This window comes from Citrobacter sp. RHBSTW-00029 (genome assembly GCF_014104295.1).
GTDB classification, from domain to species: Bacteria; Pseudomonadota; Gammaproteobacteria; order Enterobacterales; family Enterobacteriaceae; genus Citrobacter; species Citrobacter youngae.
Map to the genome: position 1 here is coordinate 2,382,195 of NZ_JABXRT010000001.1, position 13,451 is coordinate 2,395,645.

13 protein-coding genes are annotated in these 13,451 nt (G+C 53.6%); 10 read left to right on the plus strand and 3 right to left on the minus strand.

Features of this window, described 5'->3' with window-relative positions; translation table 11 throughout:
• The first annotated feature begins 61 nt into the window (after positions 1–61).
• The 3 genes from HV041_RS11755 (at position 62) to hcr (ending at position 3,748) form a co-directional block, all read left to right on the plus strand.
• Positions 62–961: a lysine exporter LysO family protein gene (locus tag HV041_RS11755; RefSeq protein ID WP_048212062.1), complete on the plus strand. Its 900-nt coding sequence runs from the start codon at positions 62–64 to the stop codon at positions 959–961.
• 155 nt (positions 962–1,116) lie between these two features.
• Positions 1,117–2,769, plus strand: a complete 1,653-nt coding sequence (hcp, locus tag HV041_RS11760; RefSeq protein ID WP_048212063.1) for a hydroxylamine reductase — start codon at positions 1,117–1,119, stop codon at positions 2,767–2,769.
• Between the two features lie 10 nt (positions 2,770–2,779).
• Positions 2,780–3,748, plus strand: coding sequence for an NADH oxidoreductase (gene hcr, locus HV041_RS11765; RefSeq protein ID WP_048212064.1), 969 nt, complete (start codon positions 2,780–2,782; stop codon positions 3,746–3,748).
• A gap of 87 nt (positions 3,749–3,835) precedes the next feature.
• Here the strand turns inward: hcr and HV041_RS11770 are convergent, their stop codons facing one another.
• Entirely contained in the window at positions 3,836–4,270 is a 435-nt protein-coding gene (locus HV041_RS11770) for a DoxX family protein (protein WP_121584466.1), read from the minus strand.
• 153 nt (positions 4,271–4,423) lie between these two features.
• On the opposite strand from HV041_RS11770, the gene poxB reads away from it, so the two are divergent.
• From poxB to HV041_RS11790, 4 genes are all read left to right on the plus strand, one after another.
• Complete coding sequence (gene poxB, locus HV041_RS11775) at positions 4,424–6,142, plus strand: ubiquinone-dependent pyruvate dehydrogenase (RefSeq protein WP_182294218.1); 1,719 nt, start codon at positions 4,424–4,426, stop codon at positions 6,140–6,142.
• 155 nt (positions 6,143–6,297) lie between these two features.
• Complete coding sequence (gene ltaE, locus HV041_RS11780) at positions 6,298–7,299, plus strand: low-specificity L-threonine aldolase (protein ID WP_048212067.1); 1,002 nt, start codon at positions 6,298–6,300, stop codon at positions 7,297–7,299.
• 10 nt (positions 7,300–7,309) lie between these two features.
• The gene (locus HV041_RS11785; RefSeq protein ID WP_061068810.1) at positions 7,310–8,740 is read left to right on the plus strand and encodes an SDR family oxidoreductase; all 1,431 of its coding nucleotides are present in this window, start codon (positions 7,310–7,312) and stop codon (positions 8,738–8,740) included.
• A gap of 97 nt (positions 8,741–8,837) precedes the next feature.
• Positions 8,838–9,851 (plus strand): NAD(P)-dependent oxidoreductase, encoded by a 1,014-nt coding sequence (locus HV041_RS11790; RefSeq protein WP_115602266.1) that lies wholly within the window; start codon positions 8,838–8,840, stop codon positions 9,849–9,851.
• Positions 9,852–9,957: 106 nt separating this feature from the next.
• On the opposite strand, the gene HV041_RS11795 is transcribed toward HV041_RS11790, so the two are convergent.
• On the minus strand, positions 9,958–10,788 hold the full coding sequence (locus tag HV041_RS11795) for an N-acetylmuramoyl-L-alanine amidase (protein WP_121584464.1): 831 nt from the start codon (positions 10,786–10,788) through the stop codon (positions 9,958–9,960).
• Positions 10,785–11,108, minus strand: a complete 324-nt coding sequence (locus HV041_RS11800) for a heavy metal-binding domain-containing protein (RefSeq protein ID WP_001160725.1) — start codon at positions 11,106–11,108, stop codon at positions 10,785–10,787. The genes HV041_RS11795 and HV041_RS11800 overlap by 4 nt, the downstream gene beginning before the upstream one ends.
• A 126-nt stretch (positions 11,109–11,234) precedes the next feature.
• Between HV041_RS11800 and HV041_RS11805 the strand changes: the two genes are divergently transcribed.
• From HV041_RS11805 to artI, 3 genes are all read left to right on the plus strand, one after another.
• On the plus strand, positions 11,235–11,750 hold the full coding sequence (locus HV041_RS11805) for a lipoprotein (protein WP_121584463.1): 516 nt from the start codon (positions 11,235–11,237) through the stop codon (positions 11,748–11,750).
• Between the two features lie 224 nt (positions 11,751–11,974).
• A complete protein-coding gene (gene artP, locus HV041_RS11810) occupies positions 11,975–12,703 on the plus strand; it encodes an arginine ABC transporter ATP-binding protein ArtP (RefSeq protein WP_003027295.1) in 729 nt (242 codons plus the stop codon).
• Between the two features lie 16 nt (positions 12,704–12,719).
• A complete protein-coding gene (gene artI, locus HV041_RS11815; protein WP_048212071.1) occupies positions 12,720–13,451 on the plus strand; it encodes an arginine ABC transporter substrate-binding protein ArtI in 732 nt (243 codons plus the stop codon).

A 13,451-nucleotide genomic window follows, 5' to 3' on the forward strand; every position in this document is an offset into this window, starting at 1 on the left:
TTGAATTATTTAGGTTATAGTTGTGCATTTCGTCTTACTTCTCAGCAAGGATCGGGGTTTCATGTTCTCAGGGCTGTTAATCATTCTGGTACCCCTTATTGTGGGTTACCTCATTCCGCTTCGACACAGAGCCGCATTAAAACTTATCAATCGGCTGTTGAGTTGGATCGTCTACCTTATTCTCTTTTTTATGGGGATCAGTCTGGCGTTTCTGGATAATCTCGCCAGTAATCTGTTATCCATTCTTTATTATTCTGCCGTTAGTGTGACGGTCATTCTGCTGTGTAATATCGCAGCGCTGCTGTGGCTGGAGCGCTCACTCCCCTGGCGACACAGCCACCAGCAAGAGAAGCTCCCCTCCCGGATCGCGATGGCGCTTGAGTCGCTACAGCTTTGCGGCGTCGTGGTGCTGGGTTTTCTGTTGGGTCTTAGCGGATTGTCGATGCTGCAGCACGCGACCGAAGCCAGCGAATATACGCTGATCTTTTTATTATTCCTGGTCGGGATCCAACTGCGAAACAGCGGTATGACATTAAAGCAGATTGTACTGAACCGTCGGGGCATGATTGTTGCCGTGGTCGTGGTGGCCAGTTCTCTGCTGGGCGGCGTCATCAATGCGCTGATCCTCGGCCTGCCGTTGAAAACAGCACTGGCGATGGCATCGGGTTTTGGCTGGTATTCCCTGTCAGGCATTCTGTTGACCGAATCATTCGGTCCAGTAATTGGCAGCGCCGCCTTCTTTAACGACCTGGCGCGTGAGTTGATTGCCATTATGCTGATCCCTGGACTGGCGGTCCGCAGCCGTTCAACCGCATTGGGTCTTTGCGGGGCGACGTCAATGGATTTCACGCTGCCCGTGTTACAACGCAGTGGCGGTCTGGAGATGGTTCCCGCAGCCATTGTGCACGGCTTTATTCTGAGTCTGTTAGTGCCACTGTTAATGGCCTTTTTCTCCGCCTGATACACAGACAAATACCTCTCTGGCGGTAGTCAGCTACCGCCAAAATTGCGCTAAATCAATCTCCCTGCAAGTTGTAGCAGAAATCCCTTTAATCCCTTCGCGCGCAGGCATAACCTTAAACATGTATATCAAATATAACTTTAAAAGGTGTGACCATGTTTTGTGTGCAATGTGAACAAACCATCCGTACTCCGGCAGGAAACGGCTGCTCTTACGCGCAGGGTATGTGCGGTAAAACGGCTGAAACCTCCGATCTGCAGGATCTGCTGATTGCTGCCCTACAAGGTCTGTCTGCATGGGCTGTTAAAGCACGTGAATACGGCATCATCGACCATGAGGTTGATAACTTTGCGCCGCGTGCATTCTTCTCCACGCTGACCAACGTGAACTTCGATTCCCCGCGTATTGTTGGCTATGCTCGTGAAGCTATCGCCATGCGCGATGCACTGAAAGCGCAATGCCTGAACATTGATGCTAACGCCACTGTTGAAAACCCGATGGCCGACCTGCAACTGGTCAGCGACGATCTGGGCGACCTGCAACGTCAGGCAGCTGAATTTACTCCGAACAAAGACAAAGCGACCATCGGCGAGAATATCCTCGGCCTGCGTCTGCTGTGTCTGTACGGTCTGAAAGGTGCGGCAGCTTACATGGAGCACGCACACGTTCTCGGCCAGTACGACAACGATATCTACGCTCAGTACCACAAAATCATGGCGTGGCTGGGTACCTGGCCTTCCGATATGAACGCTCTGCTGGAGTGTTCAATGGAAATCGGCCAGATGAACTTTAAAGTGATGAGCATTCTGGACGCCGGTGAAACCACGAAATACGGTCACCCGACCCCAACTCAGGTCAACGTAAAAGCAACCGAAGGGAAGTGCATTCTGATCTCCGGTCACGACCTGAAAGATTTGTACAACCTGCTTGAGCAGACTGAAGGCACCGGTGTTAACGTTTATACCCACGGTGAAATGCTGCCGGCGCACGGCTACCCGGAGCTGCGTAAGTTCAAACACCTGATCGGTAACTACGGCAGCGGCTGGCAGAACCAGCAGGTTGAATTTGCTCGCTTCCCTGGCCCAATCGTCATGACCTCTAACTGCATCATCGACCCAACCGTTGGCGCATATGATGACCGCATCTGGACCCGTAGCATCGTCGGTTGGCCGGGTGTGAGCCACCTCGAAGGTGATGACTTCGGTCCGGTTATTGCTCAGGCGCAGCAGATGGCTGGCTTCCCGTACAGCGAAATTCCGCATCTGATCACCGTTGGTTTCGGTCGTCAGACGCTGCTGGGTGCAGCTGATACCCTGATTGACCTGGTGAGCCGTGAAAAACTGCGTCACATCTTCCTGGTTGGCGGCTGCGACGGCGCACGTGGTGAACGTAACTACTTCACCGATTTCGCCACCAGCGTACCAGACGACTGCCTGATCCTGACTCTGGCCTGTGGTAAATACCGTTTCAACAAACTGGAATTCGGCGATATCGAAGGTCTGCCGCGTCTGGTCGATGCCGGTCAGTGTAACGATGCCTACTCTGCCATTATCCTGGCGGTCACGCTGGCGGAGAAACTGGGTTGTGGCGTGAACGATCTGCCGCTGTCTCTGGTGCTCTCATGGTTCGAACAGAAAGCGATTGTTATTCTGCTGACCCTGCTGTCGCTGGGCGTGAAAAACATCGTGACTGGCCCGACTGCGCCTGGCTTCTTCACGCCAGATCTGCTGGCAGTTCTCAACGAGAAATTTGGTCTGCGTTCCGTGACCACCGTTGAAGAAGACATGAAGCAACTGCTGAGCGCGTAAGGAGTAAAGAATGACAATGCCAACTCATCAGTGCCCATGGCGGATGCAGGTTCACCACATCCATCAGGAAACGCCGGATGTATGGACAATTTCGTTGCTGTGCCACGACTATTATCCGTACCGCGCCGGGCAGTATGCACTGGTCAGCGTACGTAATTCAGCGGACACGCTGCGTGCTTACACCATTTCTTCAACGCCGGGCGTTAGCGAATACATTACGCTGACCATCCGCCGCATTGACGAGGGTGCAGGTTCGCAGTGGCTGACCCGTGACGTGAAGCGCGGCGACTACATCTGGCTGTCCGATGCCATGGGTGAATTTACCTGTGAAGATAAAGCAGAAGACAAGTTCCTGATGCTGGCTGCCGGCTGTGGCGTAACGCCAATCATGTCGATGCGTCGCTGGTTGGCGAAGTACCGTCCACAAGCCGACGTGCAGGTGATTTTCAACGTTCGCTCGCCAGAAGATGTCATCTTTGCCGATGAATGGCGTGAATATCCGGTGACATTAGTCGCTGAAAACAATGCCACTCAGGGTTTTGTTTCCGGCCGACTGACCACCGAACTGCTGAAGAACGTCCCGGATCTGACCTCGCGTACCGTGATGACCTGTGGCCCGGCACCGTATATGGATCTGGTCGAAAAAGAAGTGAAAGCGCTTGGCGTAACACGCTTCTTTAAAGAGCAGTTCTTCACACCTGTTGCCGAAGCCGCCACCAGTGGTCTGAAGTTCACCAAGCTGCAACCCGCACAAGAGTTCTATGCGCCGGTGGGCACGACGCTACTGGAAGCACTGGAAAGCAACAAGGTTCCGGTCGTTGCCGCATGCCGTGCAGGCGTTTGCGGCTGCTGCAAAACCAAAGTGGTTGACGGTAACTACACGGTCAGCAGCACCATGACGCTGACCGATGCGGAAATTGCGGAAGGTTACGTTCTGGCTTGTTCCTGTCATCCGCAGGGTGATCTGGTACTTGCGTAAAGAGTCATTGCCGGATGGCATACTTATCCGGCCTACAAGAACCGTTGTAGGCCGGACGGAGTATTAATACCGTCATCCGGTCATTTATCACCGCCAGGCTGAATTGCCGCCCAGGGCATATTTTCCCGCGCCCAGGAACGCCACCGCCATCGCGCCAACAAAAAAGTACACCAGACTTTCAATCGCCCATGCACCGGTTTTATCCAGTGTCCAGGTTTCGCCCATCCCGACCATCAGCCATGCCACAACCATCGTAAACGCCAGCCCCAACGCCGCCGGACGCGTCAGGATGCCTAGAATAATCAGACACGGCGCTACAACCTCTCCCAGCAGAACGCCGTACGCAATAAAGCCCGGGAAACCTTTCGCTATCAACATGCCGCTGATGCCATCAATACCAGCAAACAGTTTATGCAGCCCATGAAACAGCATCAGCCCACCGACGGCAAGGCGTAACAAAAACTTGCCAAAATCTTCGTGAGTCAGTACTCGGTTAACTGAATTTAATAGTTTTATAACCATTTGAATTTATTCCTTGTTTCACCATGTCCAATAACAAACTACGCTTAATACGGGTTAAATGAAACCTGCCGGAAATAAGGGGGAAATGAGAAGCATAACGATTATCTTCATCTAAACTTGTAACCGGTATCACATTAGAGGAGAAGGAAAACCATGAAACAAACGGTTGCCGCTTTTATTGCTAAAACACTCGAACAGGCTGGCGTAAAACGCATTTGGGGTGTGACGGGTGACTCGCTAAATGGTCTGAGTGACAGTCTGAATCGTATGGGAACAATTGACTGGATGCCAACCCGCCATGAAGAGGTTGCGGCCTTCGCCGCGGGCGCTGAAGCGCAGTTGACGGGCGAACTGGCCGTCTGTGCAGGCTCGTGTGGGCCAGGCAACCTGCACCTGATCAACGGCCTGTTTGATTGCCACCGCAACCACGTTCCGGTACTGGCAATCGCCGCGCATATTCCATCCAGTGAAATAGGCAGCGGTTATTTTCAGGAGACCCACCCGCAAGAGTTGTTCCGCGAATGTAGCCACTATTGCGAGCTGGTTTCCAGCCCAGAACAGATCCCCCAGGTGCTGGCTATAGCTATGCGTAAAGCGGTGCTCAACCGTGGCGTCTCCGTGGTGGTTTTACCCGGTGACGTCGCGCTAAAACCTGCCCCTGAAAGCGCCACCACGCACTGGTATCATGCGCCGCTCCCGATAGTGACCCCGGAAGAGGAAGAACTGAGAAAACTGGCGCAACTGCTGCGCTACTCCAGCAATATCGCCCTGATGTGCGGCAGCGGCTGCGCCGGTGCGCATAAAGAGCTGGTTGAGTTTGCGGCTAAAATCAAAGCCCCGATTGTTCACGCTCTGCGTGGGAAAGAGCATGTTGAGTACGACAACCCGTACGACGTGGGTATGACCGGGTTAATTGGCTTTTCATCCGGCTTCCATACCATGATGAATGCCGACACGCTGGTTTTGCTCGGCACCCAGTTCCCCTATCGCCCGTTCTACCCCTCTGATGCCAAAATTATTCAGATTGATATCAATCCCGCAAGCATTGGCGCACACAGCAAAGTGGATATGGCGCTGGTAGGCGATATTAAATCCACCCTCCGCGCCCTGCTGCCGTTGGTGGAAGAAAAAACCGAGCGACAGTTCCTGGATAAAGCGCTGGAACACTATCGCGAGGCGCGTAAAGGGCTGGATGATTTAGCCAAACCCAGTGATAAAGCCATTCACCCGCAGTATCTGGCACAGCAAATCAGCCACTTTGCCGCTGACGACGCCATCTTCACCTGCGACGTGGGCACGCCAACGGTTTGGGCGGCACGCTATCTGAAAATGAACGGCAAACGCCGCCTGATTGGATCGTTTAACCACGGGTCGATGGCTAATGCCATGCCGCAGGCACTCGGCGCACAAGCGACCGAACCGGGACGCCAGGTTGTGGCAATGTGCGGTGACGGCGGCTTTAGCATGCTGATGGGCGATTTTCTGTCGGTGGTACAAATGAAGTTACCGGTGAAGATTATTGTCTTCAACAACAGCGTACTGGGATTTGTGGCGATGGAGATGAAGGCTGGTGGTTATCTGAATGACGGCACCGAACTGCACGACACGAATTTCGCGCGGATTGCCGAGGCCTGCGGTATTACGGGCATTCGAGTGGAGAAATCCTCAGAGGTTGATGAGGCGCTGCAACGCGCCATGTCAATCGATGGTCCGGTTCTGGTCGATGTCGTTGTGGCGAAAGAAGAGCTGGCAATCCCGCCGCAGATCAAGCTCGAACAAGCCAAAGGTTTTAGCCTGTATATGCTGCGCGCAATCATCAGCGGACGCGGTGATGAAGTGATCGAACTGGCGAAAACTAACTGGCTCAGGTAAAACATCCTTATTAAACCACACACAAAATCATTCATGATGCATCAAGGCGGCAAGCCCGAAAATCCCCAGGAGCATAGGAATACTATGTGACTGGGGTTTGAGGATGCGGCCAACGCCGAGGCAGCTTGAAGGATGAAGTGTAATAAGGAGATACCATGATTGATTTACGCAGTGATACCGTCACCCGACCCAGTCGCGCCATGCTCGAAGAGATGATGGCCGCCCCGGTCGGGGACGACGTCTACGGTGATGATCCTACCGTTAATGCCCTCCAACAATACGCGGCTGAGCTTTCTGGCAAAGAAGCCGCCATTTTCTTACCTACCGGTACTCAGGCTAACCTGGTGGCGCTGCTCAGCCATTGTCAGCGCGGCGAAGAGTACATTGCCGGTCAGGGCGCGCATAACTATCTCTACGAAGCGGGTGGCGCAGCGGTGCTTGGTAGCATTCAACCGCAACCCATTGATGCCGCTCCGGATGGCTCCCTGCCGCTGGACAAAGTTGCAGCAAAAATCAAAGCAGACGATATCCATTTTGCCCGCACCCGTCTGCTCAGCCTGGAAAACACGCATAACGGCAAAGTGCTGCCGCGCGAGTATCTGAAAGAGGCCTGGGAATTCACCCGGGAGCGCAATCTTGCCCTGCACGTCGACGGCGCGCGTATTTTTAACGCCATCGTCGCCTATGGCTGTGAGCTTAAAGATGTCACGCAATACTGCGACTCGTTCACCATTTGTCTTTCCAAAGGTCTGGGAACGCCGGTAGGCTCGCTGCTGGTCGGCAGCCACGAGTACATCAAGCGTGCCATTCGCTGGCGCAAAATGACCGGCGGCGGAATGCGCCAGGCGGGTATTCTGGCGGCGGCCGGATTGTATGCGCTGAAAAATAACGTGGCGCGTTTGCAGGAAGACCATGACAACGCCGCCTGGATGGCGGAGCAACTGCGCGAAGCAGGGGCGGACGTCATGCGCCACGACACCAACATGCTGTTTGTTCGTGTTGGCGAAGAGCACGCTGCCGCGCTGGGCGAATACATGAAAGCACAAGGCGTGCTGATTAACGCCTCGCCGATTGTGCGCCTGGTGATGCATCTGGACGTATCGCGTGAACAACTTACCGAAGTCGTCGCCCACTGGCGCGCTTTTTTAACCCGCTAAGGAGATGGGCGTGCCGCAACGGATTTTGGTTCTTGGCGCCAGTGGTTACATTGGTCAGCATCTGGTACAGGCGCTCAGCCAGCAAGGGCATCAGGTGCTGGCTGCGGCACGCCGCATTGAACGGCTGGAAAAGCAGCAACTGGCCAACGTCAGTTGCCATAAGGTCGATTTGAATTGGCCAGATAACCTTACGCCGTTGCTGACCGGCGTTGATACGGTTTATTACCTGGTCCATGGCATGGGTGAAGGCGGTGATTTTATCGCCCACGAACGTCAGGTGGCGATGAACGTGCGCGATGCGCTGCGTAATACACCGGTCAATCAGCTTATTTTCCTGAGCTCATTACAGGCTCCCCGGCATGAACAATCCGATCATCTGCGTGCGCGGCAAATAACCGCAGACACCCTGCGTGAATCAGGCGTACCGATGACGGAATTGCGTGCGGGCATCATCGTGGGGGCAGGTTCCGCTGCCTTTGAAGTGATGCGCGACATGGTCTACAACCTGCCAGTACTCACCCCTCCGCGCTGGGTACGCTCACGCACCACACCTATCGCGCTGGAGAATTTAATGTATTACCTGGTGGCGTTGTTAGACCATCCCACACAACATAACCGCGTACTCGAAGCCGCCGGGCCGCAGGTGTTGAGCTATCAGGAACAGTTCGAGCATTTTATGGCGGTCAGCGGTAAACATCGCCTGCTCATCCCCATCCCCTTTCCTACCCGCTGGATTTCGGTCTGGTTTTTAAACGTCATTACGTCAGTGCCGCCAACCACGGCCAAAGCGCTGATCCAGGGCTTAAAACACGACCTGCTGGCCGATGACACCGAACTACGTGCGCTGATCCCGCAAAAGCTGATTGCCTTTGATGACGCGGTGCGCAGCACGTTGAAGGAAGAAGAAAAGCTGGTCAATTCCAGCGACTGGGGTTACGACGCGCAGGCGTTTGCCCGCTGGCGTCCTGAATATGGCTATTTTGCCAAACAGGCTGGCTTTAGCGTCGAAACCTCCGCCAGCAAAAAAGCGTTGTGGCAGGTTGTGAATCGACTCGGCGGCAAAGAAGGCTACTTCTTTGGCAACATTTTGTGGAAAACGCGTGCGGCGTTAGATCTGCTGGTCGGCCATAAGCTGGCAAAAGGCCGACCACAACACCCACTATTACAGGTTGGCGATACTGTCGATAGCTGGAAAGTTATCATTGTTGAACCCGAGAAACAGCTGACGCTGCTGTTTGGAATGAAAGCGCCTGGTTTGGGTCGCCTGAGCTTCACACTGGAAGATAAAGGCGATCACCGACGCATTGATGTACGCGCCTGGTGGCATCCGCACGGCATGCCTGGCCTCTTCTACTGGCTGTTGATGATTCCAGCCCATCTGTTCATTTTCAGAGGGATGGCGAAGCGTATTGCCAAACTTGCAGAACAAATCACAGACTAATGCGAAAAAGAGACTGTATTCTTTCATGTTTCCCATTGCATACAGACGTAATTCACGGAAGAATGCGCACGACGTTTTTTAAACACAGTGGATTGATATGAAGGTACTGGTTACCGGAGCCACCAGCGGCTTAGGCCGAAACGCGGTTGAGTTTTTATGCAGCAGAGGCGTCAGCGTCAGAGCGACCGGTCGCAACGAAGCGATGGGCAAACTGCTGGAAAAAATGGGCGCAGAATTTGTACATGCCGATTTGACCGAGCTGGTTTCTTCGCAGGCAAAAGTGATGCTTGCCGGCATCGACACGCTGTGGCACTGCTCCAGTTTTACCTCACCGTGGGGAACTCAGGAAGCCTTCGATCTGGCCAACGTTCGCGCTACTCGCCGCCTGGGCGAGTGGGCCGTGGCCTGGGGCGTGCGTAACTTCATTCATATCTCCTCGCCGTCGCTCTATTTTGATTATCACCACCATCGCGATATCAAAGAGGACTTTCGTCCGCACCGCTTCGCCAATGAATTTGCCCGCAGCAAAGCAGCTGGCGAAGACGTGATCGCGTTGCTGGCACAGGCCAACCCGCAGACGCGTTTTACGGTATTGCGTCCGCAAAGCCTGTTCGGGCCACACGATAAGGTCTTTATCCCGCGCCTGGCCCATATGATGTACCACTATGGCAGCATCCTGTTGCCGCACGGCGGAAGTGCGCTGGTAGATATGACCTACTACGAAAATGCAGTGCACGCGATGTGGCTGGCAAGTCAGCAAGCCTGCGATAAGCTGCCTTCAGGTCGCGCGTACAACATTACCAACGGCGAGCATCGCACTCTGCGCAGCATTGTGCAGAAGCTCATCGACGAGCTGAATATTGATTGTCGGATCCGCTCAGTTCCCTACCCGATGTTGGACATGATTGCCCGCAGCATGGAACGTTTAGGCAATAAATCGGCAAAAGAGCCAAAGCTGACGCATTACGGCGTCTCGAAGCTAAATTTTGATTTTACGCTGGATACTACCCGCGCTCAGGAAGAGTTGGGTTATCAGCCCGTTGTGACGCTGGATGCAGGGATTGAACGTACCGCGGCCTGGCTGCGCGACCACGGTAAGCTGCCGCGTTAACCATTGCCGGATGGCGGCGCAGGCGCCTTATCCGGCCTACAAAAAACCAGCCCAAATTAGCCGTAGGCCTGATAAGCGAAGCGCCATCAGGCATTGGTGTTCTGCGTTAACCCTGCCCGTATTTCTCCAGTAACGCTTCGGCAATCGCCTGAGTTTCTGCATCCGCCACACCGTTCCACAGCGTCGGGCGGAAGTGCATCTGGAAGGCCATAATCACCCGCTGCTGTTCGCGCGGCGTCATATCAGATTTTATCTCATAGCCGTAACGCGACAGCAGGTCGAGTAAAGATTCGGTTGCTACCGGCGTATGAGGCGCTCGCCCGGCAAGATAAAACGCCACACGCTGAGCATCCGGCCACGCGCCAATGCCCTGTTCGGCCAGCACTTTCCATGGGAAAAGCGGTCCGGGATCGTCCTTACGTTGTGGCGCGATGTCCGCATGGGCTACCACGTTCTGCGGTTTGATGTCGTAGCGGGCGATAATATCTTTCGCCAATGGGATCAGCGCCTGAATCTGCGCGGGCTCAAACGGCGCAAAATATTTTATCCCTGCCGACTTTTGCCAGCCGCGATTTTCCAGCTCAATGCCAATCGAGGTATCGTTAATACGCGTAGCGCCACGCCAGAAGCTAATCCCCGCATGCCAGGCCAGATCTTTTTCCGGCACCAGTTGCCAGATACGCGGTTTGCCGTGGTAGAGCGGCGGCACAGCCGGGATCAAATAATGCGAGCTGACGTTTTTATCGGTCAGCGTAGCCAGAGAAGAGTCAAAATCATCCGCCGTGTAATGGATAACCAGCACTTTAATACGCGGGTAAGCAGCCTGCGCCTGACGGCGGGTATCTAACTGATACCCTTCTTTGTCGACAATCCCTTTTTCGCCAGCACATCCCACCAGCAACAGCGTAAATACCAGTAGATACAGCAGACGCTTCATCGGCGGGTTTTCACCGCCGTGCCGCTGACGCTCACCATCAGCATACTGCCGTCTTTGCCCACGGTTTCGTAATCAATATCAATACCGACCACCGCATCAGCACCCAGCGCTTTGGCCTGTTCACCCAGCTCCTGGAAAGCAATTTCACGCGCTTTACGCAGCTCTTTTTCATACGCGCCGGAGCGACCGCCGACAATATCGCGAATGCCGGCGAAAAAATCGCGGAAGATATTCGCGCCTAAAATGGCTTCGCCAGTAACAACACCGCAGTATTCCACGATGCTCTGCCCTTCCAGCGTAGGGGTAGTCGAAAACTGCATGGTTAATCTCCTTTTTGCGCTAAGAGCACGATCTCAAAAGCATTATCGAACCGATCCACTATCATTGAAAGGATATATTCTATCAACGTAGAACACTAATAGTAGAAAGCTAATAAGGAAATCATTATGCGCTACTCGAAACTCTCTCTGCTGGTTCCCTGTGCACTCCTTCTCAGCGCCTGTACTACCGTGACGCCGGTTTATAAAGATAACGGCGCGCGTAGCGGTTCATGCGTAGAAGGTGGGCCAGACAGCGTGGCTCAACAATTCTATGATTACCGTATTCAGCATCGAAACAACGATCTTACCGCCCTGCGCCCATACCTCAGCGACAACCTGGCAAAACTGCTGAACGATGCCAGCCGTGATAACGCGCATCGCGCTCTGTTTAACAGCGATCCGTTTTCCAGTCGCGCCACATTACCAGATAGCGCCAGCGTCGCCAGCGCATCAACCATTCCGAATAGTGATGCACGCAATATTCCGCTGCGCGTCGAACTCAAACAAGGCGATCAGAGCTGGCGCGATGAAGTGCTAATGATCCGCGAAGGCCAGTGCTGGGTGATCGATGATGTGCGTTATCTGGGCGGCCGCGTACACGCGCCAGCCGGGACGCTGCGCCAGTCTGTCGAAAACCGCTAACCGCCCCATTCACCGTCAAAATCATAAACCCCATAAATTGTCTGGCATTCTGCATAGAATGCCGACAATTATTCTTGCCCGCTGGTAGCCCCGCTATTTTGTGCTATGTTTAGATAAGAATGCGGTTTGCATTTAACTTTTAACGCATAAATATTGCATAACTATTCTGTCAAAGGTAGTATCTGCGGCTTCAATAGCTATCAGACTGCCAGTATCGAGTGTCAATGAGTATTCAATTAAACGGCATTAACTGCTTCTACGGCGCACATCAGGCGCTGTTCGATATCACGCTGGATTGCCCTCAGGGTGAAACACTGGTGTTACTTGGCCCAAGTGGAGCCGGGAAAAGCTCGCTACTGCGCGTACTCAACCTGCTTGAGATGCCGCGCTCGGGCACGCTCTCTATTGCGGGTAACCGTTTCGACTTCACGAAAACCCCGTCAGATAAAGCCATTCGGGATCTGCGTCAAAACGTGGGCATGGTCTTCCAGCAATATAATCTTTGGCCGCATCTCACGGTGGTGCAGAACCTGATTGAAGCGCCCTGCCGCGTACTGGGTCTGACAAAAGAGCAAGCGATGGCGCGTGCCGAGAAACTGCTGGAACGTCTGCGTCTGAAGCCGTACAGCGATCGCTATCCACTGCATCTGTCCGGCGGCCAGCAGCAGCGTGTGGCCATCGCCCGCGCGTTGATGATGGAACCACAGGTGCTGCTGTTTGATGAGCCTACCGCAGCGCTTGACCCGGAAATCACCGCCCAAATCGTCAGCATCATTCGTGAGCTGGCGGAAACCAATATTACTCAGGTGATCGTCACCCACGAAGTGGAAGTTGCTCGTAAAACGGCCAGTCGCGTGGTGTACATGGAAAACGGTCATATCGTCGAGTTTGGGGATGCGAGCTGCTTTGCCAACCCGCAAACCGAAGCGTTTAAAAACTATCTTTCTCACTAAGATTCGGGACAATACAATGAAAAAAGTTCTGATTGCCGCGCTAATCGCAGGTTTTAGCCTTTCCGCTACCGCAGCCCAAACCATTCGTTTCGCCACCGAAGCGTCTTATCCTCCATTTGAATCGATCGATGCTAACAACAAGATCGTAGGCTTTGACGTTGATCTGGCGAATGCGCTGTGTAAAGAGATTGACGCCACCTGTACCTTCACCAATCAGGCCTTCGACAGCCTGATCCCGAGCCTGAAATTCCGTCGTTTTGACGCGGTGATGGCCGGTATGGACATCACGCCTGAACGTGAAAAACAGGTTCTGTTCACCACCCCGTATTACGACAACTCTGCGCTGTTTGTTGGCCAACAGGGTAAATACACCAGCATTGAGCAGCTGAAAGGCAAAAAAGTCGGTGTTCAAAACGGTACTACGCACCAGAAATTCATCATGGATAAACATCCGGAAGTGACTACCGTGCCGTATGACAGCTATCAGAATGCCAAACTCGATCTGCAAAACGGTCGTATTGACGGCGTCTTTGGTGATACCGCAGTAGTAACGGAATGGCTGAAAGACAATCCGAAACTGGCCGCGGTTGGCGACAAAGTCACGGATAAAGATTACTTCGGTACCGGTCTGGGCATTGCTGTGCGCCAGGGTAATACCGAGCTGCAGCAGAAATTTAACGCTGCGCTGGAAAAAGTGAAGAAAGATGGGACTTACGAGACCATCTACAACAAATGGTTCCAGAAGTAA